This is a genomic window from Streptomyces niveiscabiei (assembly GCF_033794345.1).
Classification (GTDB): domain Bacteria; phylum Actinomycetota; class Actinomycetes; order Streptomycetales; family Streptomycetaceae; genus Streptomyces; species Streptomyces niveiscabiei.
On sequence record NZ_JARAYJ010000034.1, the window covers coordinates 17,822 to 42,626 of the forward strand.

Annotated in this window: 21 protein-coding genes and 1 pseudogene; 14 read left to right on the forward strand and 8 right to left on the reverse strand. The window is 72.6% G+C overall.

Going from position 1 to position 24,805, the window contains the following annotated elements; genetic code table 11:
• Nucleotides 1-171 precede the first annotated feature (171 nt).
• On the forward strand, nt 172-1,863 hold the full coding sequence (locus PV682_RS34010) for a GAF domain-containing sensor histidine kinase (protein ID WP_319735610.1): 1,692 nt from the start codon (nt 172-174) through the stop codon (nt 1,861-1,863).
• Nucleotides 1,864-1,966: 103 nt separating this feature from the next.
• On the forward strand, nt 1,967-2,389 hold the full coding sequence (locus PV682_RS34015; RefSeq protein WP_109360904.1) for an Hsp20/alpha crystallin family protein: 423 nt from the start codon (nt 1,967-1,969) through the stop codon (nt 2,387-2,389).
• A gap of 68 nt (nt 2,390-2,457) precedes the next feature.
• Here the strand turns inward: PV682_RS34015 and PV682_RS34020 are convergent, their stop codons facing one another.
• Nucleotides 2,458-3,096, reverse strand: coding sequence for a CBS domain-containing protein (locus tag PV682_RS34020; RefSeq protein WP_319735611.1), 639 nt, complete (start codon nt 3,094-3,096; stop codon nt 2,458-2,460).
• Between the two features lie 209 nt (nt 3,097-3,305).
• Here PV682_RS34020 and PV682_RS34025 point away from each other — a divergent pair, with 209 nt between their 5' ends.
• A complete protein-coding gene (locus PV682_RS34025; RefSeq protein WP_319735612.1) occupies nt 3,306-3,473 on the forward strand; it encodes a hypothetical protein in 168 nt (55 codons plus the stop codon).
• Between the two features lie 78 nt (nt 3,474-3,551).
• Here the strand turns inward: PV682_RS34025 and PV682_RS34030 are convergent.
• Nucleotides 3,552-3,836: pseudogene (locus PV682_RS34030) on the reverse strand (universal stress protein); the annotation flags it as partial.
• Nucleotides 3,837-3,990: 154 nt separating this feature from the next.
• Here PV682_RS34030 and PV682_RS34035 point away from each other — a divergent pair.
• From PV682_RS34035 to PV682_RS34050, 4 genes are all read left to right on the forward strand, one after another.
• Nucleotides 3,991-5,193 carry an NAD(P)/FAD-dependent oxidoreductase gene (locus PV682_RS34035; RefSeq protein WP_319735613.1) on the forward strand — a complete coding sequence of 401 codons (1,203 nt, stop codon included), beginning with the start codon at nt 3,991-3,993 and terminating at the stop codon, nt 5,191-5,193.
• A 117-nt stretch (nt 5,194-5,310) separates the two neighbouring features.
• The gene (locus tag PV682_RS34040; RefSeq protein WP_319735614.1) at nt 5,311-6,357 is read left to right on the forward strand and encodes an ABC transporter permease; all 1,047 of its coding nucleotides are present in this window, start codon (nt 5,311-5,313) and stop codon (nt 6,355-6,357) included.
• A 58-nt stretch (nt 6,358-6,415) separates the two neighbouring features.
• Nucleotides 6,416-7,372, forward strand: a complete 957-nt coding sequence (locus PV682_RS34045) for a sigma-70 family RNA polymerase sigma factor (RefSeq protein ID WP_319735615.1) — start codon at nt 6,416-6,418, stop codon at nt 7,370-7,372.
• A gap of 8 nt (nt 7,373-7,380) precedes the next feature.
• Nucleotides 7,381-7,512, forward strand: coding sequence for a hypothetical protein (locus PV682_RS34050; protein WP_319735616.1), 132 nt, complete (start codon nt 7,381-7,383; stop codon nt 7,510-7,512).
• Nucleotides 7,513-7,642: 130 nt separating this feature from the next.
• Here the strand turns inward: PV682_RS34050 and PV682_RS34055 are convergent, their stop codons facing one another.
• The gene (locus PV682_RS34055) at nt 7,643-8,350 is read right to left on the reverse strand and encodes a CBS domain-containing protein (RefSeq protein ID WP_319735617.1); all 708 of its coding nucleotides are present in this window, start codon (nt 8,348-8,350) and stop codon (nt 7,643-7,645) included.
• A 184-nt stretch (nt 8,351-8,534) separates the two neighbouring features.
• Between PV682_RS34055 and PV682_RS34060 the strand changes: the two genes are divergently transcribed.
• Nucleotides 8,535-9,425, forward strand: a complete 891-nt coding sequence (locus PV682_RS34060; protein WP_319735618.1) for a universal stress protein — start codon at nt 8,535-8,537, stop codon at nt 9,423-9,425.
• A gap of 109 nt (nt 9,426-9,534) precedes the next feature.
• Here the strand turns inward: PV682_RS34060 and PV682_RS34065 are convergent, their stop codons facing one another.
• Complete coding sequence (locus PV682_RS34065; protein WP_319735619.1) at nt 9,535-10,752, reverse strand: MFS transporter; 1,218 nt, start codon at nt 10,750-10,752, stop codon at nt 9,535-9,537.
• Nucleotides 10,753-10,936: 184 nt separating this feature from the next.
• Between PV682_RS34065 and PV682_RS34070 the strand changes: the two genes are divergently transcribed.
• The 4 genes from PV682_RS34070 to narI are packed head-to-tail and all read left to right on the forward strand — an operon-like array spanning nt 10,937 to nt 17,496.
• Nucleotides 10,937-14,605, forward strand: a complete 3,669-nt coding sequence (locus PV682_RS34070; protein ID WP_319735620.1) for a nitrate reductase subunit alpha — start codon at nt 10,937-10,939, stop codon at nt 14,603-14,605.
• A 1-nt stretch (nt 14,606) separates the two neighbouring features.
• The gene (gene narH, locus PV682_RS34075) at nt 14,607-16,091 is read left to right on the forward strand and encodes a nitrate reductase subunit beta (RefSeq protein WP_319735621.1); all 1,485 of its coding nucleotides are present in this window, start codon (nt 14,607-14,609) and stop codon (nt 16,089-16,091) included.
• Nucleotides 16,088-16,801 carry a nitrate reductase molybdenum cofactor assembly chaperone gene (gene narJ / locus PV682_RS34080; protein WP_319735622.1) on the forward strand — a complete coding sequence of 238 codons (714 nt, stop codon included), beginning with the start codon at nt 16,088-16,090 and terminating at the stop codon, nt 16,799-16,801. The genes narH and narJ overlap by 4 nt, the downstream gene beginning before the upstream one ends.
• Entirely contained in the window at nt 16,798-17,496 is a 699-nt protein-coding gene (gene narI, locus PV682_RS34085) for a respiratory nitrate reductase subunit gamma (protein ID WP_319735623.1), read from the forward strand. Before narJ ends, narI begins: the two co-directional genes overlap by 4 nt.
• Nucleotides 17,497-17,605: 109 nt before the next feature.
• Here narI and PV682_RS34090 read toward each other — a convergent pair whose 3' ends face one another.
• The gene (locus PV682_RS34090; protein ID WP_319735624.1) at nt 17,606-19,798 is read right to left on the reverse strand and encodes an MMPL family transporter; all 2,193 of its coding nucleotides are present in this window, start codon (nt 19,796-19,798) and stop codon (nt 17,606-17,608) included.
• A gap of 163 nt (nt 19,799-19,961) precedes the next feature.
• On the opposite strand from PV682_RS34090, the gene PV682_RS34095 reads away from it, so the two are divergent.
• On the forward strand, nt 19,962-20,852 hold the full coding sequence (locus PV682_RS34095; RefSeq protein WP_319735625.1) for an acyl-CoA thioesterase: 891 nt from the start codon (nt 19,962-19,964) through the stop codon (nt 20,850-20,852).
• Between the two features lie 6 nt (nt 20,853-20,858).
• Here PV682_RS34095 and PV682_RS34100 read toward each other — a convergent pair whose 3' ends face one another.
• A complete protein-coding gene (locus PV682_RS34100; RefSeq protein ID WP_319735626.1) occupies nt 20,859-21,596 on the reverse strand; it encodes an SDR family oxidoreductase in 738 nt (245 codons plus the stop codon).
• Between the two features lie 93 nt (nt 21,597-21,689).
• Between PV682_RS34100 and PV682_RS34105 the strand changes: the two genes are divergently transcribed.
• Nucleotides 21,690-22,529 carry a LysR family transcriptional regulator gene (locus tag PV682_RS34105; protein ID WP_319735627.1) on the forward strand — a complete coding sequence of 280 codons (840 nt, stop codon included), beginning with the start codon at nt 21,690-21,692 and terminating at the stop codon, nt 22,527-22,529.
• A gap of 22 nt (nt 22,530-22,551) precedes the next feature.
• On the opposite strand, the gene PV682_RS34110 is transcribed toward PV682_RS34105, so the two are convergent.
• Nucleotides 22,552-23,313 carry an SDR family oxidoreductase gene (locus tag PV682_RS34110; protein WP_109360940.1) on the reverse strand — a complete coding sequence of 254 codons (762 nt, stop codon included), beginning with the start codon at nt 23,311-23,313 and terminating at the stop codon, nt 22,552-22,554.
• Nucleotides 23,310-24,737, reverse strand: a complete 1,428-nt coding sequence (locus tag PV682_RS34115) for a coproporphyrinogen-III oxidase family protein (protein WP_319735628.1) — start codon at nt 24,735-24,737, stop codon at nt 23,310-23,312. The genes PV682_RS34110 and PV682_RS34115 overlap by 4 nt, the downstream gene beginning before the upstream one ends.
• Between the last annotated feature and the right edge of the window lie 68 nt (nt 24,738-24,805).

Here is a 24,805-nt window from a genome sequence, read left to right on the forward strand (position 1 = left end):
ATCCAGCCTCGTACGGCGGGTGTGCGCGCGGCAGGTGCTGTCCGGTCCCGATCCGAGGGCCGGTCGGCCCTGGCGGAGGACTTGGCCCGTTCTCGGTGTCCGGGCCCGCTCCCGGCCGCTACCTTGGGCCTCACCGGAAAGGCCGGGACGCGGAGTTGCCGAGGAGTGCGGGTGGGAAGTGCCGAGGAGGCCCGGGTACGGCTGCCTCAGCTGCGGCTGGACGAACTGCTGGACGAGTTGCAGGTGCGGCTGGACGCGGCGAGGGGGACCCGGGACCGGGTGCACAGCCTGCTGGAGGCGGTGCTGTCGGTCGGCCGGGAGCTGGATCTGGAGCAGGCGTTGCGGAGCATCGTGGAGGCGGCGGCGGTGCTGGTGGACGCCGAGTACGCGGCGCTCGGCGTGATCGGTCCCGACGGCAAGCGGCTGTCGGCGTTCCACACCGTGGGCATCAGTGCCGAGCAGATCGCGGAGATCGGCCCGTACCCGGAGGGTCACGGCATCCTGGGTGAGCTGATCCGCCACCCCGAGCCGCTGCGGCTGGCGAAGATCTCCGATCATCCGGCGTCGTACGGCTTCCCGCCGCACCACCCGCCGATGAACACGTTCCTCGGCGTCCCGATCCGGGTGCGCGACCAGGTGTTCGGCAACCTGTACCTCACGGAGAAGCGCGGCGGGGTCCTGTTCGATGAGGAGGACGTCTCGGTGACGGCGACCCTCGCGGTCGCGGCGGGGGTGGCGATCGACAACGCCCGCCTGTACGCGGAGTCGCGGCTTCGGGAGCGGTGGCTGGGCGCGAACACGGAGATCACGCACCGGCTGATGTCGGGCGACGGCCGGACGGCGGTGCTGGGTCTGATCGCCGAGCGGGCGAGGGACATCACGGGTGCGGCGCTGGCCGTCGTCGCGATGCCGATGGAGGACACCGGGTCGTTCACGGTGGAGCTGGCGATCGGTCAGGAGGCGGACGCGCTGCGCGGTCTGGTGCTGTCCACCGAGGGGGGCCTGGTCGGTACGGCGTTCGCTCGTAGGAGTGCCGTCACGAGCGACGAGCGGCTGTCCCTCGTACCCTCCCTCGGTCCGTCCGTCGCCGTGCCGGTCGGGACCGGCGACGACGGGGTGCGCGGTGTGCTGCTGCTGGTGCGCGAGGCGGGACGGGTGCCGTTCACCGGGAAGGAGATCGAGCCGCTCCAGGTGTTCGCCGCGCAGGCGGCCATCGCGATGGAGCTGGCGGAGCGGCGCCGGGACGCCGAGGAGATCGCGGTGCTCAAGGACCGTGACCGCATCGCCCGCGACCTCCACGACCTGGCGATCCAGCGGCTGTTCGCGACGGGGATGACGTTGCAGAGCGCGGGTCGCTTCATCGAGCACTCGGAGGCGTCCGAGCGGGTGCTGCGCGCGGTGGACGACCTCGACGAGACCATCAAGATCATCCGTTCGACGATCTTCGGGCTGCGGGCGCGGGAGGGCGTCTCCGGTACCGGACTGCGGGCCCGCGCGGTCCGCGTCGTCGGCGAGGCGGCCCTCTCGCTCGGGTTCGCGCCGAGTTTCCGCATGGAGGGTCTCATCGACACGGACGTACCGAAGGAGATCGCCGACCATGTCGTCGCGGTTCTCTCCGAGGCCCTGACGAACGTCGCCCGGCACGCCCACGCGGATGCGGCGGAGGTGACCCTCACGACGGACGGCCGCGAGCTGACCCTGACCGTCCATGACGACGGCGACGGCATCCCGGCGGAGGGACGGCGCAGCGGGTTGCTCAACATGGAGGAGCGTGCGCTGGAGCTGGGTGGCCGGCTGGAGTGGGACTGTCCCGACGGAGGCGGTACGACGCTGGTGTGGCGGGTTCCGGTGGCCGCTCCGTAGCGCGCCGGGGCCGACCGGCCCTCGGTCGGGGTCGTTCGGCTCGCTGCTTCTCCACCTCTCGCGCGTCACCCTGAAGTTGACGGACACAGAGAGGAGGAAGCGCATGAGCGGCATGATCGAACGGTTCCCCGGCTGGCCGGTACTGCCCGACCTGTTCGGCTGGGTCGAGTCCGGGCTTCCCGGACTGCACGGCGTCGCGGGTCTGCACGGCATCCGCGTCGAGGAACACCTGGCGGACGGCGCGTACGTGCTGCGCGCCGAGCTGCCGGGGGTCGATCCCGGCAAGGACGTCGAGATCACCGTCTCCGAGGGTGTGCTGACCCTGCGGGCCGAGCGCACCGAGGAGACCGCCGAGGGACACCGTACGGAGTTCCGCTACGGCACGTTCGCGCGCAGCGTCCGGCTGCCCCTCGGAGCGAAGGGCGACGAGGCGACCGCGGCGTACAGGAACGGCGTCCTGACCGTCACGGTCCCGCTCCCGGAGGAGAAGACGGGGACGCGGACCATCCCGGTGAACAGCGGCTGACCCGGAGGATCACCACAGCCGCACGGGTGCGCGGCCGGTTCGAACAGGCCGCGCACCCTGTCGTCGCGTCAGGAAGCCGCTGGTTCGAGGCGGCAGCGGACCTCGACCACGCCCTCGACGGTCCGCGCCAGCCGTCCGGCCGCGTCCAGCGAGGTGCTGTCGGCGGCGCTCCCGGTCAGGGTGACGACGCCGTCGACGGCCTCGACCCCGATCCGGTCGCCGGCGACCTCGGCGATCGACCGCCTTACCTCCGCGGCGAGTTCGCGGTCTTCCCGCAGGAACACCTTCAGCAGGTCGGCGCGGCTGACGACGCCTTCGAGGTAACCCTCGGCGTCGATGACGTACAGCCGCTTGACCCGGCGGCGGGCCATGATGCGCGCGGCCTCCGGCACGGTGGTGTCGGCGTGCACGGTCACGGCGGGCGCGCTCATCGACTCCCCGGCGGTCAGCGCGCCGGCCTTCGCCAGGTCGGTGAGCCGCTCTCTCTGGACAGCGCGGTCGGGGACGCGGTCGCGGAACTCTTCCTTGGGCAGCAGGTCGGCTTCGGAGACGACACCGATGACCCTGCCGTCGCCCTCCAGGACGGGGACGGCGTCGACCTGCCACCGCTCCATCAGCGTGACGACGTCCTTGAAGAGGGTCTCCCGGCCGACGGCGACAACCGTGCGGGTCATCACGTCGCGAACGGTGTACGGGCCGGTGTCCATGGGGTCCTCCCCGGTCGTGACCTGTCCTGTCGCCTCCAGCGTGGAGGCGGGCGTCTCGCGCGGGCCACGGGCCGCTCGGTCCCGGCGACGGGCCGTACGGCCCTGCCCGGCGGGGCCGGTGCGCGGGCCGTTCGCCCCATACGCCGGGCACGGCGCGGACGTTGACTGGAAGCACAGGGGAAGGGCCCCGCCGAGGAAGGGTGAGGACAGTGGGCACGAGTCTCACACCGGAGTTCTGGGAGCGCTTCGCGATCCTGCTGGCCATGGCGATCGTGGTGACGGTCGCGCTGAGCACGGCACTGGACGCGCTCGTCGTCCGGCTGCGCCACCGGCCCCCGCGGCGGCCCCGGCTCCCCCGTACTCCCGCACACCGCTAACGCCCCGGTCCGAGCGCCCTCGTCCCTGTGCAGGACGGGTTGTACGGCGATGTCGACGCGTTCGCCGAGTGTCTTGAGGAGGCTGTCCTCAAGGACGCGCGCGGCCGTCGGACAGGCGGCTGCGGAGGCGTAGGGCGCGATACGGCGGGGGGCCGGCTCCCAGGCGTGGACGGCGACCACCCGCGTGTGCAGCAGACGGGCCTGCCCGGCCGCCCGGTACAGGGCGGCCAGGGACTCCTCCGCACCGTCGACGCCCACCACGATGTCGGTCGTTTCCGGAACTCCCGGTGGTCGTCGTGGCCGCCGAAGCAGTGCCGTTCCTCGACGCAGGCCCTGGAGTCCTGGCTCAGACACCAGCCGCACACCAGGGCCGACCTGGGGCCGGTTGTCGTCGTGTCGCGCCCCCGCACACCTGCCGGCGCCACTCCGTGACCCACGTCACATCCGGTTCCTGTCAGGAATCGGGTCGCTGTCCCGCTCAAGTCGCCAAAGGCAAGCGAGTCGACAGGAGCGAGACATGAAGCACCGCATCGTCGTCCTCGGCGCCGGCTACGCCGGGGCCTACGTGGCCGGGACCCTGGCCCGTCGGCTGTCGCCCGCGGACACCGAGATCACCGTGGTCAACGCCGAGCCGGACTTCGTCCAGCGGCTGCGGCTGCACCAGCTCGCGGCCGGCCAGGAGATCGAGGCCCCGCAGCTCGCCGACGTCTTCGCGGGCACGGCGGTACGGCTGCGCCGGGCCCGTGTCACCGCCGTCGACCCCGAGCGCCAGGTCGTCGCCGTGGCCGATACCGACGGCGGCGGCGAACTCGGCTACGACACGCTCCTCTACGCGCTCGGCAGTCACGGCGCGGACCACAACGTCCCTGGCGTGGCCGAGCACGCCTTCGACGTCGCCACCCGGCCCTCCGCACTGCGCCTGCGCGAGCGCCTGGACAGCCTGAGCGAGCGGGACGCAGGTGGGAGCGTCCTGGTCGTCGGCGACGGGCTGACCGGCATCGAGACCGCCACCGAGATCGCCGAATCCCGGCCCGGCCTGTCGGTGACGCTGGTCGCACACGGCGAGCTGGGCGCCCCGCTCTCCGCCGGAGCCCGCGGCCACCTGCGCCAGACCTGCGACCGGCTGCGCATCACCGTCTTGGAACACACCAGCGTCGAAGCCGTCGAAACGGCGCGGGTGCTGTGCGCCGACGGCACCGCCCTGGCCTCCGACGCCACCGTGTGGACGGCCGGGTTCGCGGTCAGCCCCATCGCCACCGCGAGCGGGCTGGAGGTCACCGAGGACGGCCGGATCGTCGTCGACCGCACCATGCGGTCGGTCTCGCACCCGAACGTCTACGCCGCCGGCGACAGCACCTACGCCATCGGCGACAACGGCCGGCCGCTGCCGATGTCCTGCGCCTCGGCCGGCTACACCGGCCGTCAGGCCACGGACGCGATCGTGGGACGCCTGACCGGGCGCGAGATCGCCAACACCAAGCTGGAGTACGTCGGGAACCACATCAGCCTCGGGCGGCGGGACGGGATCCTGCAGATGGTCGACGAGCAGGGGCAGGCGAAGCCCAAGTACATGGGTGGCCGGAAGGCCGCACGGATCAAGGCGGGCATCGTCAGGATGTCCCTGTGGGCCACCGAGCATCCGACCTTCGGCCTGCCCAAGCGCAAGCACCACCTGGCCGCCGCGCCGGACGCGTCCCCCGCCGAGAAGGCGACCGCGTAGCCGCGCCCTCCACCCCATTGGTCAATACGGCAATCCACCCGGGCTCGGACCGTGTTCCGGCGTCGGATCCGAAACCCCGCTCCCCGGTGATGAACTCCCTCCTCCGAAGGAGAAGCCATGTCCGCTCAGGCCGCGACCGCAGCCGACGCGTCGCCCTCCCCCTGGCCGACAGTGGTCAGGGCGGTCGCCTTGCTCACGGTGACCATCAGCCTGCTGCTCACCGCCTTCGCCTGGCCGTCGGTACGCTCATCGGTGCATGACGTGCCGATCGCTGTCGCCGGGCCCGCTGCCGCCGTCAAGCGGATCACTCCCCTACTCGACCAACGGTCTCCCGACGGCTTCAAGGTCACCGAGGTCGCCGACACCGCCGCCGCCGAACAGTTGATCCGCGACCGCAAGGTGTACGGGGCGATCGACCTGAGCTCCGGCACCCCACAGATCATCACCGCATCAGCCGGAAGCACCGCCGTCACCCAGACCCTGAACACCATCGCGACCGGCCTCAGCCAGGCCCAGGGATCCGGCACCGCTGTCGCCGCCCGCGACCTCGTACCGCTGCCGGCCGACGACCCGCGCGGCGCCGGACTGGCCGCCGGAGCCCTGCCGCTGGTCATGGGCGGCCTGCTCGCCGTCCTGCTGCTGACCAGGCTCGTCCACGGCAGCGTCCACCGCGTCACCGGAGCACTCTTCTTCGCTCTCACCGGCGGACTTGCCGCGGCAGCGATCCTGCAGTTCTGGCTCGGCTCACTCGACGGTCCCTACTGGGCCAACTCCGGCGCCGTCGCCCTGACCATCGCGGCCACCTCGCTGACCGTCATGGGGCTCGAGTCACTGCTCGGGTACGCCGGCTTCGGCCTCGGCGCCGCCGCCATGATGCTCATGGGCAACCCCCTCTCGGGCACCGCGACCGCACCCGAGATGCTGCCCGGCTGGTCCGGCGCCCTCGGCCAACTGCTACCGCCCGGGGCCGGCGTCCGGCTGCTGCGCTCCACCGCCTTCTTCGACGGCCACGGCGCCAGCGCCGCCGCCACCGTCCTGGCGACGTGGTTCGCGCTCGGCACGGTGCTGTGCCTGGCCGGCAGCCTCCGCCGCCGTTCCACCGCCACGGCCGCAGACCCCGCAGCACGGCCGGCCCTGCCCGTGACCGTCCACCCCCCACAGTAGTGGCCGACTGCCAGAGGTGTCCGCACCACGGGAAACGGAGCGTCCTAGGGTGGCCCGCATGGACAGCACCGCCGCGGATCTCTTCGACACCAGTCGGTTCGAGGCCAGCCGCAGCCGGCTGGCCTCGCTGGCGTACCGGCTGCTGGGCTCCGCCACCGACGCCGAAGACGCGGTGCAGGACGCGTTCTTGCACTGGCAGGCCGCGGACCGGCAGCGGATCAAAGTACCGGAGGCGTGGCTGACCAAGGTCGTCACCAACCTGTGCCTGGACCGGCTTCGCTCGGCACAGGCCCGCCGCGAACGCATCGCCGGTGCCTGGCTGCCCGAACCGCTCCTCGACGGCGACCCGATGCTCGGCCCGGCCGACACGTTCGAGCAGCGGGAATCGGTCTCCCTTGCCCTGCTGACGCTCATGGAGCGCCTGTCCCCCGTCGAACGGGCCGTCTACGTCCTGCGCGAGGCGTTCGCCTACGGCCACGCCGAGGTCGCCGAGATCCTCGACATCACCGAGTCCGCGAGCCAGCAGCACCTCCACCGGGCCCGGCGCCGCATCACCGCCGTCCGCAGCGGTGGTGCCGAAATCGACCCCGCATCCGCCCGCAGAATCGTCGAGGAGTTCCTCGCCGCCGCCACCTCAGGCCGCACCGAACGGCTGGTGGCACTGCTCACCGACGACGCGACCGCGGTCTCCGACGGCGCTGGCGGCCTGGCCACGACGCTGCTGCGGTACGACACCCCGCAGCGCATCGCCGCCGTCGTACGGGCCGGCCTGAAACCCACAGAAGCGAAGCGGCGGATGGTTGGTGGCACGCCGGCCATCCACTACGCGCTCGTCAACGGTGCCCCGGCCATTCTCTTCGTGCTCGGCGACCAGGTTGTCGGCTCCACGATGTTCGACATCATCCACGGCAAGATCGCAGCCATGCACGGCATCGCCGCCCCCCACCGCCTTGCCCGTCTCGCTGAAGCCTGGCGGCAGCACGAACCGGAGGCGCCGCTCATCTCCCAGTGGTGACCCGGCCCGTGCGCCTCCGCGACCGCGCCCTCGAAGGCCACGAGAGCGCGCGGAAGCGCGGCAAGACCATCGGCGGCGCCGGGGCCATGCGGATGCCGCGGGAGCACGACGAACAGTCCGCCGCGGCGGCAGGCGCGTGATCATCCGGCTGGTTCGCGGCTGGTGTCCGAGCCAGGACTCCAAGGCCACGTGCTCACGTTCGCCCGGCCGCAGGACCGAGCCGGGGACGCCGATGAGGGCGAGCGGGATCATGGCCATGCGCCGCGTCGGTCAGAGCTTGCGCAGCCAATCGTCGGCGACGCCGTGCAGGGCCTGTTCGGCGGGGCGCAGGCGAGTGTCGTCGATGCGGTAGGTGAGGTGGTCGACGACGTCCACGACGCCGTCGAGCCGGCGTGTCATGCCGACCGCGACGGGGATCTCGCTGCGCCGCTCCAGCCGTCCCGTGAGGGAGACGACGCCCTCGCTCACGGCGACGTCGATGGTCTGCGGGACCAGCCAGAGGGTGTCGAGGAGGACCTCCTGCCGTACGGCGCGCAGGATCTCCTCGTCCGGGCGCAGGAAGACGTGGAGGAGGTCGTGGCGGGTGACGATGCCGGCGAGCCGGTTCTCCTCGTCCACGACCGGCAGCCGCTGCACGCGGCGCGCGGCCATCAGGCGGGCCGCCTCGGTGGCGGTGGCGTCGGCGCGGACGGTGACGGCGGGTGCCGTCATGATGCCGCCGGCGGTACGGGCCCGGCTCCGGGCCGCCGCACGCCGGGCGCGGGGACTGAAGCGGTGCCGTACGCCGGAGCGTCCCGCCTGGTGCGGGACGAGGTCGGTCGCGGAGATCACGCCGATGACCGTGCCGTCGTCGCCGATGACCGGGAGGCCGCCTATGCGGTGCTCGTCGAGCAGCCGCACCACCTCCTTGAACGGGGTGCCGTACCGGGCGGTGACGACCTCACGGGTCATCAGGGCGCCGACCTCGATGGGCTTCATGTCCAGGCCTCCTTCGACTCTGCGCGGAGCCCTCCTCACCGGACCCCGCCTCCAGGTTCCGGCGCGGCGCACCCGGTTCACAGGGGCTGGGCGGGCACGGGAGAGGGCCGGACGGTCCCTGTCGCGGCATCGGTGGACCGCTGGATGCTGGCCACAGGTGAGCAGCCCGGCCGGAGGAGTCGTGATGGAACAGTCCGTGGTGGTCGGAGTCGACGGGTCCGACGAGAGCATGGCCGCAGCGCTGTGGGCGGCCCGTGAGGCGGTCCGGCGGGGCCGGCCGCTGCGGCTGGTGCACGCCGGGGAGCGGTACCCCCGTCAGCGCGACACCGTGCTCGCGGGCGCCGCCCAGCGGCACCTGGCCCGCCGTGCGCTGCGCCGGGCCGAGGAGCGGATCCGGGCCGCCTGCCCCGGACTGCCGCTCGACGACGAACTGGTGGCGGGTCCGGCGACCGCCGCCCTGCTGCGGGAGGCCGGGCGGGCCCGGCCGCTGGTGCTGGGGTCGCACGGGTGGAGCGGGTTCGCCGGGTTCCTGGTGGGGTCGGTCGCGCTGGGGGTGGTGGCGAAGGCGGAGGGTCCGGTCGTGCTGGTGCGCGCGGACGCGGACGCGCCCGACGAGCATGTCCCGCAGGACGACGGCAGCGCTGCTTGCGAGTGCACCGGCTACCGGGACGTCGTGCTCGCCGTGGACGTCGCCGGCACGGGCGACGAGGTCATCGAGTTCGCCTTCGAGGCGGCCCGGCTGCGGCGAGCCCGGCTGCGCGCCGTGTACGCCTGGAACGCCTCCGGCGCGCTCGGGCTCGGCCCGGGTGACGTCGCGCTCCTGGACCGTCCGGCCCAGGCGGAGGAATGGCTCGGCTTCCTGCGGACCGTCCTCGACCCCTGGCGCGACAAGTATCCCGGCGTGACGGTCCTGGAGACGGTCGTCGAGGACAAGCCCGCCACGGCCCTCCCGCGCGCGGCGGCCGACGCGAGCCTCCTGGTCGTCGGCCACCGGCTCCCCCACCGCACGGGACCTGTCGCGCACGCCGCGATCCAGCACGCGGGGTGCGCGGTGGCGGTGGTGCCGCACCGGTGAGGACGCGAACCGGCGCACCCGTGGCGGGAGTTCACCCCGGATGCGCCGTCCGCCGTGTCCTGCGCGCCGAGCACGGGCCGGGCGGGGAGATCCCCTGTCCCGGCCCGCTTCACCGCGTGCGCCGCCCCACCGCGTACCGCACCCCCGTCTCCGTGAACATCAGTGCTCCCGCAGCGACCGCACCCAGCAGGAGCAGGCCGACGGCGTACGACCCGTAGGCGCCGTACAGCGCCCCCATGACGAGTGGCGGGACGAAGCCGCCGAGTCCTCCCGCCGCCCCCACGACCCCGGTGACCGAGCCGATCCTGCCCGCGGGTGCCAGCAGGGCGACGAGCGCGAAGACCGCGCCGCTGGCCGCTCCGAGCGCGGCGGCCATGGCGAGGAAGGCGACCGTGCCGACCGGCGCCAGGCCGGGGGCGGGGGACTGGACGCAGGCCCCGGCCAGGACGGTGCCGAGCGCGACCGCGAGGACGCGGACGGGCCCGACCCGGTCGGAGAGCCAGCCGCCGACCGGCCGCATGGCGACGGCGAGCAGCACGAACCCGGCCATCCGGTCGGCGGCGTCGGCCTGGGCGAGGCCGTAGCCGGTCTTGAGGTAGGTCGGCAGGTAGACGGAGAAGGCGACGTACCCGCCGAAGGCGACCGCGTACAGGGCCGCCGCCTGCCAGGTCACCGTGAGCCGGAGGGTGTCGGCGAGGGTGCGGGCCAGCGGCTGGGTCACCGGCGTGCGGCCGGGGGCGTCGCGCAGGACGAGAGCCGCGAGGACGGCGTACGCGACGAGGCCGGCGGCGGTGATGAGGAACGGGGTCCTCGTGCCGTGCGCGTCGACCAGCTTGACGGTGCTCAGGGCGCTGATCGCGGTGCCGCCCATGCCCATGCCGAAGACGCCGATGGCCAGGCCCCGCCGCTCGGGCGGGAACCAGGCGTTGACGAAGGGCACCCCGACGGCGAACGCCGTGCCGCCGACGCCGAGGAAGAACCCGCCGGCGAGCAGCGCGGTCAGCGAGGAGTGTCCGGCGAGGCCGAGGTAGAGCACGGGCAGGACGGTGGCCGCGGAGACGGCGGGGAACATGACGCGTCCGCCGTAGCGGTCGGTGAGCGCCCCGACGGGGATCCGGCCCAGCGAGCCGACCACGACGGGCACGGCGACCAGCAGCGACTGCTGGAAGGAGCTGAGGTGCAGGGTGTCCTTGAAGCGGGGGCCGAGCGGGCTGAGCAGCGCCCAGGCCCAGAAGTTGACGGCGAATCCGACGGTGGCCAGGGCCAGCATCAGCCAGGCTCTGCCCGCCACCGGGCCGGTGTGCTCTGCTGGGGACGACCGGTGCATGGTGTCCGTCCTTTCCCTCACGGCTGTACAGGGCGCCCCGGCGGTACGGGGCGCCCCGACTCTCGCGTCACCGCCCCGGGCCCGGCGCCTTCCGACCGGTCCCGATCACCGGGGCCGATGGGCCTCGTGACAGGGCCGTTCGGCCCCGGGCGGCCGTCGGGCGGGCCCGCCTAGCGTTCCGGGCATGGTGAACGACACAAGGACCTGGCCCCTCGCGGCGCGGCGGCTGCTGACCCGCCGTGAGGTGTCGGCCGACGGCCGCGCGGAGTTCGGCACGGGCGACGCCCGCTGGGAGGGCTTCTACCGGGACCGGTGGGCGCACGACAGGGTGGTGCGCTCCACGCACGGCGTGAACTGCACGGGGTCCTGTTCGTGGCTGGTGTACGTCAAGGACGGCATCATCACCTGGGAGCACCAGGCCACCGACTACCCGTCGATCGGCGCGGACTGCCCCGAGTACGAGCCGCGCGGCTGCCCGCGCGGGGCGTCCTTCTCCTGGTACACGTACTCCCCCAGCCGGGTCCGCTACCCGTACGTGCGGGGCGAGTTGCTCACCTTGTGGCGCGAGGCGCGGGAGCGGCTCGGCGACCCGGTGGCGGCCTGGGCCGAGATCACCGGCGACCCGGACAAGGCCCGCGCCTACAAGCGGGCCCGCGGCAGGGGCGGCCTGGTCCGCGCCGGCTGGGACGAGGCGACCGAGCTGGTCGCCGCCGCGCAGGTGCACACCATCAAGACGTACGGCCCGGACCGGGTCGCGGGCTTCTCCCCGATCCCGGCGATGTCGATGGCGTCGTTCGCGGCCGGCGCGCGCTTCCACTCGCTGATCGGTGGCACGCTGCTGTCGTTCTACGACTGGTACGCGGACCTGCCGATCGCCTCGCCGCAGGTCTTCGGCGACCAGACGGACGTGCCCGAGGCCGCCGACTGGTGGAACGCGGGCTACCTGATCATGTGGGGGTCGAACATCCCCGTCACCCGCACCCCGGACGCGCACTTCCTCACCGAGACCCGCTACAACGGCGCGAAGGTCGTCGCCGTCAGTCCCGACTACGCCGACAACGTCAAGCACGCCGACGAGTGGCTCGCCCCGCATCCGGGCACGGACGGCGCGCTGGCGATGGCCATGGGACACGTGATCCTGCGGGAGTTCCTCGTCGACCGCGAAGTGCCGTACTTCCGCGACTATTTGAGCAGGTTCACCGACGCGCCGTTCCTCGTGACCCTGCGCGAGCACGAACGGGGACTCGTCCCGGACGGGTTCCTGACCGCCGCCGATCTCGGCCGCCGCGAGGAGGAGAACGCCGAGTTCAAGACGGTCCTTCTGGACGGGGCCACCGGCGAACCGGTGGTCCCCGGCGGCTCGCTCGGCTTCCGGTGGGGAGAAGCCGGGCGGGGCCGCTGGAACCTCGATCTCGGGGACGTCGTACCGGAGTTGAGCCTGATCGGCCGCGCCGAGGACACCGCCGAGGTCGTGCTCCCCCGCTTCGACGAGGGTCCGACGGAGGGAGGGTCGACGATGGTGCGGGGTGTGCCGGTCCGCACCGTGGGCGGGCGGCTGGTGACGACCGTGTTCGACCTGATGCTGGCCCAGTACGGCGTGCACCGCCCCGGGTTGCCGGGTGCGTGGCCGGCGTCGTACGAGGACGCCTCCCAGCCGTACACCCCCGCCTGGCAGGAGACGGTCACCTCGGTGCCGGCCGTGCAGGCGGCGCGGATCGCGCGGGAGTTCGCGCGCAACGCCGAACGCACGCAGGGGCGTTCGATGATCGCGCTGGGTGCGGGGACCAACCACTGGTTCCACTCGGACACCATCTACCGGGCGTTCCTCGCGCTGGTGACGATGACCGGCTGCCAGGGTGTCAACGGCGGCGGCTGGGCGCACTACGTCGGCCAGGAGAAGATCCGTCCCATCACCGGCCTCCAGCACCTGGCGTTCGCGTTCGACTGGCAGCGGCCCACCCGGCACATGGCGGGCACCTCGTACTGGTACCTCAACACCGACCAGTGGCGCTACGAGGCGTTCGGACCCGACGAGCTGGCGTCGCCGCTGGGCGAGGGACGGTTCGCCGGGAAGGCGACCGCGGACTGTCTGGCGCAGGCGGTCCGGCTCGGCTGGACGCCCGGCCACCCCGGCTTCGACCGCAACCCGCTCGACCTGGCGGACGAGGCGAAGGCGCGGGGACGTGAGCCGGCCGAGTACGTCGTCGGCGAACTCAAGGCCGGGCGGCTGAAGTTCGCCGCCGAGGACCCCGACGACCCGGCCAACTTCCCCCGGGTGCTGACCGTGTGGCGGGCGAACCTGCTCGGCTCCTCCGGCAAGGGCAACGAGTACTTCCTGCGTCACCTGCTGGGCACCGACGCGGCCGTCCGCTCCGAGGAGACCCCGCCCGAGGGGCGCCCGAAGGACGTGGTGTGGCGCGAGGAGGCGCCGGAGGGCAAGCTCGATCTGCTGGTCACCCTGGACTTCCGGATGACGTCGACGGGCCTGCTCGCCGACGTCGTCCTGCCGGCCGCGACCTGGTACGAGAAGGACGACCTGTCCAGCACGGACATGCACCCCTTCGTGCACGCCTTCACCCCGGCCATCCCTCCACCCTGGCAGGCCCGCACCGACTACGACGCCTTCCTCGGCCTGGCGGACCGGTTCAGCGAGCTGGCGAAGGAGCACCTCGGCACGCGCACGGACGTCCTCGCGGTGCCACTGCTGCACGACACCCCCGACGAACTCGCCCAGCCGGGCGGCGTCGTACGCGACTGGAAGCTCGGCGAGTGCGAGCCCGTGCCCGGGCGGACGATGCCGAAGCTGGTCGTCGTCGAACGGGACTACGCCGCGACAGCGCAGAAGATGCGTGCCGTCGGCCCGCTGCTCGACACCCTCGGCACCACCACCAAGGGCGTCACCGTCCACCCGGACCGGGAACTGGACGGCCTCCGGCGCCGCAACGGCACCGTACGCGACGGAATCGCCGCCGGACGCCCCTCGCTCGCCACGGCGAACGACATGTGCGAGGCGATCCTCGCCCTCTCCGGCACCACCAACGGCCGCCTCGCCACCGAGGGTTTCCGGCGGCTGGAGGAGCGCACGGGCAGCGCGGGCCTGGTGGCGCTGGCCGCCGAGCGCGAGGCCGAGCGCATCACCTTCGCCGACACCCGCACCCAGCCGCGCGCGGTCCTCACCTCGTACGAGTGGTCCGGCAGCGAGGCCGGGGGCCGGCGCTACTCGCCGTTCGTCATCAACACCGAGCACCTCAAGCCCTGGCACACCCTCACCGGCCGCCAGCACTTCTTCGTCCAGCACGACTGGATCGCCGAACTCGGCGAGCAACTCCCCGTCTACCGGCCGCCGTTGAACACCCGCCGGCACTACGGCGACGAGGAACTCGGCGGCGACCGCGCCGAGGTGACGGTCCGCTACCTGACCCCGCACTCCAAGTGGTCCATCCACTCGGCCTATCAGGACAACGCCCACATGCTCGCCCTGTCCCGGGGCGGGCCGGTCATCTGGATGTCCACCGCCGACGCCGACAGGATCGGCGTCAAGGACAACGAGTGGATCGAGGCGTACAACCGCAACGGCGTCGTCGCCGCCCGCGCGGTGGTCACCCACCGGATGCCCGAGGGAACCGTGTACATGTACCACGCCAAGGACCGCACGGTGAACGTCCCGCGGACCGAGGTCAGCGGCAGGCGCGGCGGCATCCACAACTCCCTGACCCGTCTCCTGGTCAAACCCACCCATCTCGCGGGCGGCTACGCCCAGTTGACATACGCCTTCAACTACTACGGCCCCACCGGCAACCAGCGCGACGAGGTCACCGTGATCCGGCGCCGCTCGCAGAACGTGGAGTACTGACATGCGCGTTCTCGCCCAGGTGGCGATGGTGATGAACCTCGACAAGTGCATCGGCTGCCACACCTGTTCGGTGACCTGCAAGCAGACGTGGACCAACCGGCCCGGCGTCGAGTACGCCTGGTTCAACAACGTCGAGACCAAGCCCGGCGTCGGCTACCCGCGCCGCTACGAGGACCAGTCCCGCTGGAAGGGCGGCTGGGCGCTCGACAGGCGCGGGCGTCTGGTCCTGCGCTCCGGCGGCCGGGTGAAACGCCTGCTGTCGCTGTTCGCCAACCCCGACCTGCCGTCCATCGACGACTACTACGAGCCCGTCACCTACGACTACGACAACCTCGTCACCGCCCCCGCGGGGCCCGACCTCCCCGTCGCCCGCCCCCGCTCCCTCCTCACCGGCAGGCCCACCGCCGTCACCTGGGGCGCCAACTGGGAGGACGGCCTCGGCGGCGCCCCCGAGATCGCGGGCGCCGACCCGAACCTCGGCGGCGCCTGGGCCGAGAAGGTGCGGTTCGAGTTCGAGCAGACCTTCCTCTTCCACCTCCCCCGCCTGTGCGAGCACTGCCTCAACCCGGCCTGCGTGGCGGCCTGTCCGTCCGGCGCGCTGTACAAGCGGGTCGAGGACGGCATCGTCCTCGTCGACCAGGACCGCTGCCGGGGCTGGCGGATGTGCGTGACGGCGTGCCCGTACAAGAAGGTGTACGTCAACCACGCCACCGGCAAGGCCGAGAAGTGCACCTTCTGCTTCCCGCGCATCGAGGCCGGCCGGCCCACCGTGTGCTCCGAGACCTGCGTCGGCCGGCTGCGCTACCTGGGGCTGCTCCTGTACGACGCCGACCGCGTCGGAGAAGCCGCGGCCACCCCTGACCCGCGGGACCTGCTGGAGGCCCAGCGCGGCGTCTTCCTCGACCCCCACGACCCCCACGTCACCGCGGCGGCACGGGAGTCGGGGATCCCCGAGGACTGGCTGGACGCCGCACGCCGCTCCCCCGTGTACGAGCTGGCCGTCCGCCACCGCATCGCCCTGCCGCTGCACCCGGAGTACCGCACCCTGCCCATGGTCTGGTACGTCCCCCCGCTCTCCCCGGTCCTGGACGCCGTCACCGGCGCGGGCGGGAACCAGGACGACCCCGACCACGTCTTCGCGGCCGTCACCCGGCTGCGCATCCCTCTGGAGTACCTGGCCGAACTGTTCACCGCCGGGGACACGGACGTCGTCGCCGGGGTGCTGATGAAGCTCACCGCGCTGCGCTCCTCCATGCGGGCGCGCACCCTCGGCGACGACGGCACCCTCGACGCCGTACACCTCACTCCCCGCGACGCCGAGGACCTGCACCGGCTGCTCGCCGTCGCCAAGTACGAGGACCGGTACGTCGTTCCGGCCGCGCACCGGGAGGACGTCGCGGCGCTGGAGGACCGCTGCCCCGTCGAGACGGCCGGCGATCGCCGGGTGCCGCTCGGCATGCCGACCCTGCGAGGAGGACGACCGTGAGCCCGCTGCCTTCGACCCTGACCGGCATGGTCCGCACCCGGGTCCGGGCCGCCGTACGCCGCCTCACCCCCGAGGAGACCGGGGCGCGCGCCCTGCTGCTGCGGCTGTGTTCGCTGCTGCTCCAGTACCCGGACGGTGAACTCGTCGCGGCCCGCGCGGAGTTGACGGCCACCGTCGAGGCGTTGCCGTCCTCCTCGGCCGCCGGGCACCTGAGCGCGTTCACCGCCTGGCTCGCCTCCCAGGAGCCGCAGGCCCTGGAGCGGCACTACGTCGAGACGTTCGACCTGCGGCGCCGCAGCAGCCTGTACCTCACCTACTACCTGCACGGCGACACCCGTCGCCGTGGCATGGCGCTGCTGACCCTGGGCCGGCGTTACCGCGCCGCCGGCTGGGACGTCGGCGAGGGTGAGCTGCCCGACCATCTGCCGGTCGTCCTGGAGTTCGCGGCGCTCGCCGGGCCGCGCGGCGGGGAGGCTCCGCTGCGTCAGCACCGGCGCGGCCTGGAGCTGATCCACCAGGCCCTCGGCGACGCCGGCTCCCCGTACCGGCACGTCCTGGCCGCACTGCTCACCCTGCTCCCGCCCCCCACCGAGGCCGACCGCGCGGCGGTGGCGCGGCTCGCCGCCGAGGGACCGCCGGACGAGGAGGTCGGCCTCGCCCCCTACCCGGGCTTCGACGGCGGCGAGCGCGTTCCTGGGGAGCGGCGATGAACGTCTCGGCCACCGGCCTGCTCCTGTGGGTCGCCTTCCCCTACGCCTGCCTCGCCGTGTTCGTCGCCGGACACGTCTGGCGCTACCGCCACGACCAGTTCGGCTGGACCACCCACACCAGTCAGCTCCTCGAACACCGCTGGCTGCGCTGGGGAAGTCCGCTGTTCCACCTGGGTGCCTTCCTGGTGATCGCCGGGCACGTGGTGGGGCTCGCGGTCCCGGAGGCGTGGACCGAGTCGGCGGGGGTGAGCGAGCACGCGTACCACACCGCGGCCGTCTGGCTGGGTTCGGTTGCGGGACTCGCGATGGTCGCCGGGCTGGGCCTGCTGTGCGCCCGCCGCCTGCTGGCCCGCAGGATCCGCCTCACCACGGACCGCAGCGACAGACTCCTCTTCCCCCTGCTGGCCACGACGGTCCTGCTGGGCATCGCGGCGACCGCCGCGCACAACGTCTTCGGCGCCGGGTACGACTACCGCGAGACCGTCTCCCTGTGGTTCCGGGGTGTGTTCACACTCCGACCCCGGCCGTCGGCGATCGCCGACGCTCCCCCACTGTTCCGGCTCCACGCGCTGAGCGCCTGTCTCCTCTTCGCGGTCTGGCCGTTCACCCGGCTCGTGCATGTCTGGAGCGTGCCGGTCGGCTATCTCGCGCGGCCGTATCTGGTGTACCGGCGCAGAGCCACCCCGGCGGCCTGAGCCTCGGCCGGCGCGGCCCCCTCAGCTCCCCGGCGTGCACCTCGGCGCCTCCTTCACCGACGGCACCTTGAGGGTCGCCACCGGCACCCTCATCGGCCCGCGACGCCGGTCACGCCTCGGTGTCCTCCCGCAGCCCCACCCGGTCGTGGAAGCGGCGCAGGGGTGTGGGGGCCCACCAGTTGGCGCGGCCCGCGAGGCGCATGAACGCGGGGACGAGGACGGCGCGGACGAGGGTCGCGTCGAGGATCACCGCGAGGGCGAGGCCGACGCCGAGGAGCTTCAGCAGGGTCACTCCGCTGACCGCGAAGACGAACAGGACGACGGCGACGAGGAGTGCGGCGGCGGTGATGATCCGGCCGGTGTGCTGGAGGCCGAAGGCCACCGACTCGGTGTTGTCGCCGGTGAGGAGGTATCTCTCGCGGATGCGGGACAGGAGGAAGACCTCGTAGTCCATGGAGAGTCCGAAGGCCACGCAGAAGGTCAGGATGGGGATGGTCGCGTCCAGGGTGCCGGTGTGCAGCGGGCTGCCCACGAGGAAGGAGAGGTGCCCTTCCTGGAAGACGAACACCATCGCCCCGAACGTGGCGCTGAGGCTGAGGGTGTTGAGGACCAGCGCCTTCAGCGGCATCAGCACGCTCCCGGTGAACAGGAACAGCAGCACGAGGGAGAGGCCCACCACGATGCCGATCGCCGCCGGGGTGGCCCGGGTGATGGCCGCGGTGCTGTCCGCGACCTCGGCGGCCCGTCCGCCCACCCACACCCCCTGGGCTCCGTCGGGCGGCGTCACCTCCCGCAGGCGGCCGACGAGTTCGGTGCCGGCGGACGAGTCCTGCTCCACCGCCGAGACCACGGAGAGCAGCGTGAGGTCGCCGTCCACCAGGGCGGCGGCAGCCGGGCCGGGTTCCTGGACGCGGCGGCCCCCCTGGTAGGAACCGGTGGACGCGCTCACCTGCCGGACGCCCCGCACCGTGGACAGTGCCCGGGCGTAGGGGTCCAGGCTCGGCCCCGTGCCCCGGACCACCACCGGGACCGTGCCCAGCACCCCGGCGTCGAAGCGGTCGCGCAGCATCTGCGTGGCGCGGTGGACCTGGGAGTCGGCGGGCAGCGAACGGTCGTCGAAGAGACCGGAGGAGACCCGCGTGAAGGGGGACGCCAGGACCAGCAGCAGGACGGTCACGGCGCCGCCGTACAGGACGGGGCGGCGCATCACCGCCTTCGCGAACCGGTACCAGCGCCCCGCCTCGGCGGCGGCGGGCGGCGCGGCGCCGCGCCAGCGGGCGAAGACGTCGTAGCGGTTGACCCGGTGGCCCAGGACGGCCAGCAGTGCGGGCAGGACGAGGACCGCCCCCGCGGCGGCCGTGAGGACCACCGCGATCCCGCCGTAGGCGAAGGACCGCAGGAAGAACTGGGGGAAGACCAGGAGGGCGACGAGGGACAGGGCGACGGTGAGCGCGGAGAACGCGACGGTCCGCCCGGCCTTGCGCACGGTGGGCACCAGGGCCTCCTGGACCGTGGCGCCGCCGCGCAGTTCCTCACGGAAGCGGGCGAGGATGAACAGGCTGTAGTCGATGGCGAGTCCGAGGCCGAGCGCGGTGGTGGAGTTCATCGAGTACACCGAGATCGGCACGGCGCCCGCGAGCGCGTTGAGCACCGCCCGGCTCACCAGGATCGACAGCAGGGCGATGACCAGCGGCAGGGCGGCGGCGACCGCGCTGCCGAAGATCAGCAGCAGGAGGACGAGGGTGACCGGCGTGGCGATCGCCTCCGCGAACAGCAGGTCGTGCGCGGTCTGCTCGCCGACCTCCGACTGCACCTGCGCGGTGCCGGCCGCCATCACCGTCAGCCCTTGCGCATGTCGCCGCATGTCGGGCACCAGTCGCTCGGCGGTCTTGGCCCGGTCGTCCTCGTCGCCGCGCAGGGAGAGGGTGACGAGGCCGATGGAGCTGTCCCGGGAGCGGAGCGCGGGCGCGCGCCCGGCTGTCCAGTACGAGGTGGCCGCCCGCACGCCGGGAGTGCGCTCCGCGCGCCGCGTCAGCTCCGTACCCACCGAGGTCATCCGCTGCGAGTCGACCGGGCCCGCGCCGCGCAGGAGCAGCACCAGGTCGTCGTCGGCGGCGGGGAAGTGCTCGGCCACCAGGCGCTCGGCACGGGAGGACTGGGCGCCGGGATCGGCGAACCCGCCGTGGACCAGGCGGTTCTCCACGCCCAGGCCGCCGAGCGCGGCCAGGACGACAACCGCCGCGCTCACCCAGAGCACGACCGTGCGTCGCCGGTACAGCAAGGCTCTGACGCGGTCGGACATGGGGGTCCTCCGATCGTCGGCCGGGCGTCACTCCGGGGTACCGTACCGACTGACGCCCTGTCAGCGGCTCAACTCGGCCACCTTCAGGGCCTGTTCGGTTGATGGGCCGGGCCGGCCTGGCGATACTGGCCGGCACACGGCGACGCCGAGGTGAGGGGGGTCCATGGATCAGCGACACGCACTGCTCGACCTGCTCGGCCTGCTCGATGTGGACGCCGTGCCCGGCCGGGGCGAGGGCGCGTACTTCCGCGGGCGGGCCCCGCTGGAGCAGTCCGCCCCCGTGTACGGCGGGCATCTGGCCGCCCAGGCGCTGGCCGCCGCGGGACGTACGGTGTCCGACGCGCTGGCCGTCCACTCGGTGCACGCGTCGTTCACCCGGCCCGCCCTGCCGGACGCGCCCTTCGAGCACCGGGTCGAGCCGGTGCGCGACAGTACGGCCTTCGCCACCCGGCGGGTCTGTACGAGCCAGCGCGGCCGGGAGGTGTTCGCCCTGACCGCCTCCTTCCACCGGCCCGAGCCCGGCCTCGCCCACCAGACCCCCATGCCGGCGGCCCCGGCGCCGGAGGGGCTGCCCACTTACGAGGAGCGGCTGTCCGAGGCGTTCGGCGCGTACGTGTCACCCCTCGGCAAGCCCTATGACCAGCGGTTCGTCGGGCCGTTGAGCTTCGACGTGGAGAAAGACCCGTCGCTGGCGTCCGCCCGGACGCGGGTGTGGCTGCGCACCCAGGGCGAGTTGCCTCCCGGGGCGGGCGGCGACCGCGAACGGCTGCTCCACGCCTGCCTCCTGGTCTATCTCTGCGATGTCACCATGCTGGAGACCGTGCTGGTGCGGCACGGCGTCTCGTGGTTCCACGCCAGTGGCCGCAGCCTCGACTACACGGTGTGGATCCACCACCCCTTCCGCGCGGACGACTGGCTGCTGTGCGCCCACGAGACCCCCGTGGCCGCCGGCGGGCGGGGGCTCGTCCTCGGCCAGGTCTTCACCCGTGACGGCATCCTGGCCGCCACCCTCGCCCAGGAGGGCCTCCTGCGCGTGAGTGACGGCCATGGCTAGGTCGGCTCACCAGGGGACGACCCCGTTGTCGTCGAACAGCTGGCCGGTCGGGCCGTCGTCGGGCAGGGTGGCCAGCCGGATGGCGATCGCCGCGCCCTGTTCGGGGGTCCGGGTCCCGCTGAATCCGTTGAGGTCGGTGGCGACGTAACCGGGACAGGCGTTGTTGATCAGGATGTGGGTGCCGCTCAACTCCTTGGCGTACTGGATGGTGACGGCGTTGAGACAGGTCTTCGTCGGCGCGTAGCCCCCGCTGATCCCTCCGAGGTCGACGCCGGGCGTGGTCTGCAAGGTCAGGGAGCCGACGTGGCTGGACTGGTTGACGATCCGCGGGTGCGCGGAACGGCGCAGCAACGGCAGCATCGCGTTGGTGACCCTGATGACGCCGATGACGTTGGTCTCCAGCAGCCGCCGTACGGTGTCGAGGTCGATGGTCGTAGGTTCCTCCGGCCGGCCGCCGGCTGTACCGGCGTTGTTGACCAGGACGTCGAGCCGTCCTGCCCGCTCCTCGATCAGGTGGGCCGCGGCGGTGACGCTCTCGCCGTCGGTCACGTCCAGGGGTACGCCGAACGCGTCGGCGCCGGCCGCGCGCAGCTTCGCCACGGCGTCCTGGCGGCGCCGCTCGTCCCGGGCGCCGACACCGACGCTCCAGCCCCGCGCCCCCAGTCCGGCCGCGATCTCGTACCCGATTCCTTTGTTCGCGCCTGTGACCAGCGCGATCGTCTTCTCGCTCACGACAGCGAGCATGCCTGTGCCGCAGTCGGGCACCAACACCGGCTCGGTGGTGCGGCGATACCCGGACGGTATCGATCGGCCGTCTGCCGTCATTAGCCTGTACGCATGGAGATACGCGAGCTGCGGTACTTCGTCGCCGTCGCCGAGGAGCTGCACTTCGGCAGGGCCGCCGAGCGCCTCGGGATGGCCCAGCCGCCGCTGTCCCGCGCGATCGTCCAGCTCGAACGGCGGCTCGGGATCGCGCTGCTGGAACGCACCAGCCGCAAGGTCACGCTCACCGGGGCCGGAGCCGTGCTGCTGGCCGAGGGGCGGGCGATCCTCAGCGCGGTGACCGCGGCCGAGCGGCGTACCCGACGGGCCGCGGCGGCACAGCCCAGCCTTGTCCTGGCCGTGAAATCCGGCACCGCCGGTGAACTGCTGGCGAAACTGCTCGCCGCCTACGCCGGGGAACCCGGCGCGGCCACCGTCGATCTGCTGCTGTGCGAGGCACACCAGCACCAGCGGCTGCTGCGGGACGGGCGGGCCGACGTGGCGCTGCTGCACCTGCCCTTCGACTCGGCGGCCGGTCTCGACACCGAAGTCCTGTGCACCGAGGGACAGGTCGCGGTCCTGCCGGCCGCGCACCCGCTCGGCGGCCGCTCCGAGGTCCGGATGGCCGACGTCACCGCACTGCCGGACCTCCCGATGGCCCGCTGGCCCGGTCCGGACGGCACCTACCCGCAAGGGCCGGGCACGGAGGTACGGAACCTGACGCAGCTCTTCCAGATGATCGCGCTCGGCCGCACCACCGCGGTCCTTCCCGAGTCGGCCGGCGCCGGCCTGCGCCAGGACCTCGCCGCCGTGCCGGTCCTGGACGCGCCGCCCGTGACGACGGTGATCGCCTGGCCGCCGCACAGCCGCCTTCGTGCAGTGGCCGACCTGGTCCGCGTCGCGACATGCCGGTGAACCCGGACCAGGTGAGCAGCCGCTAGACGACCAGGCCGCCGGAGACCTCGATGGCCTGCCCGGTGATGTAGCGGGCCCGGTCGGAGGCGAGGAAGCAGACGAGGTGTGCCACGTCCCGCGGGGAGCCGAAGGCGTGGCCGGGGATGAGGGACTTGAGGAACTCGGTCCTCTCCGGCGGTATCGCGGCGGTCATGTCGGTCTCGATGAGCCCCGGGGCGACCGCGTTGACGGTGACGCCCCGGGCGCCGATCTCCTTGGCCAGCGCCTTGGTGAAGCCGATCACCCCGGCTTTGGCGGCGGAGTAGGCCGTCTGGCCGGGGATGCCGTGCAGCCCGGAGGAGGACGCGATGTTGACGATGGCGCCGCCGCGCTGTTTGACCAGCGGCATCACCAGGGGTCTGGTGACGGCGTACATGCTGTCGAGGTTGGTGCTGATGACCTCGTGCCACTGCTGCGGCGCCATGCGGGCGAACGTGGTGTCCCGGGTCACGCCCGCGTTGTTGACGAGGACGTCGAACCGGTCCAGGTGGCCGAGCGCCGCGACGGCGAAGCGCTCGGCCTCGTCGGTGTCGGCGACGTGGGCGTACAGCGGGACGCAGAGCCGCCCGGGGTGGGCGGCTCCCAGTTCGTCGGCGAGGGCGCGGGCGCGGTCCTTGTCGCTGTGGTAGCCGAAGACGACATCGGCGCCCTGTTCCAGTGCGAGACGCACCACCGCGGCGCCGATGCCGCGCGACCCACCGGTGACGACGCAGCCGCGCCCCGCCAGGGGGAGCTCGTCCGTCACTGTCCGCTCCGGGACGCCGCCGCCGGCCTGCCGGACTCCTTCTTGCGCCGGGCCGCCTCCTCGCGCAGTTCGCGGTAGCGGTCCTCGGCGAGCAGGGCCGAGATCATCGGCGCGTAGAACGCGCCGTCGCCGGTCAGCGTGATGCGTTCCGGTGTGATCCGGGCGTAGCCGCGCTCGGCCAGGGCGTCCCAGACGGTGGCGAACTCGTCGTAGACGTCGAGCCCGAAGGCGGCGCTGTACTGGGTCCGGTCGATCTCGGTGCTGATGAGGCTGCGGAAGAGCAGCATCATCAGCCAGTCCTGCGGGGTGTGCCGGTAGCCGCGTTCGACGGGGAACCTGCCGCTGTCGATCGCCGCCTTGTACTGGGCCAGGTTGCGCTGGTTGATGAACGACCAGGAACGGCCCGGGGGAAGCGCGGGGTTGCCGAAGAAGGTGATCGCCGCGTAGCCGAGCCCCAGGGTGTCCAGGTGGTCGAAGCGGGTGGTGTAGCCCTCGCGGAAGTCGTGGGCCGTGGGATCGCCGGGGCGGCGGAAGTTGTACGTGGAGAGCTGCTGGTAGCCGCGGTCGAGCAGGAAGTCGCGCCCCGCCCGGTACATCTCCAGGTTGGCCAGGGTGCTGGGCAGTTCGTGGAAGCGGTTGAGCGCGAAGTCGGTCGGACCGCCGACGTTCAGCTCGTAGTGGGTGATGTCGTAGACGTCCCAGGAGACCAGGGTCTCCAGGTCCTCCAGCATCGTGTCGACGGTCTGCTGCGGCCAGCCGAAGATCACGTCGACGTTGGCGGACAGCCCGAGTTCGCGGGCCCACTCCAGGCTCTGGATGACGTGCTTGGTGGTCTGTTTGCGGCCGCTGAAGCTGTTGAGGCGTTCGTTGACCTGCTGCACGCCCATGCTGATGCGGTTCATCCCGGAGTCGCGGATGGCCTGCATCTTCTCCCGGGAGAACAGCTGGGGGATGCCTTCCAGCGTGAGGTCGGCCTGCTCCGAGATCTCCGGGAAGAGGCGGCGGACCATGTCCATCAGCCGGTGGTAGACGGGGCCCTTGTAGAGGTTGGAGGTGCCCCCGCCGAAGTACGCTCCGGCGAGGACGGAGCCCCGCATCTGCTCCCGGTACATCTCCGCTTCGCGCTCCACGTACCCGTAGTAGGTCTCCAGGGCGGCGTTGCCCTGGAACTCCTCCACGGGGAAGAGGCAGTACCCGCACTTTCCGGGGTCGGTCTGGATGCAGTACGGGACGCCGACGTACAGGAACACCGGCGACGTGCCGTGCGCCTCCCGCAGGCGGGTCCGGTCCTCGGCGATCTCGTCGAGGGGCACGGACAGTTCGTTCCAGTAGCGCGGCGACGGGAAGCCGTGCTGGATCTTGTTGACCTGGCGTTCACCGAGATGGCTGTCGAGGTAGTTGTTGACGTAGTCGGGGCTCAACACGGTGCTGGCACTTCCCCTCTGGTGGGATCTGCCGGGATGTGGTCTGCCGGTCGCGGCGAGGGACCTGG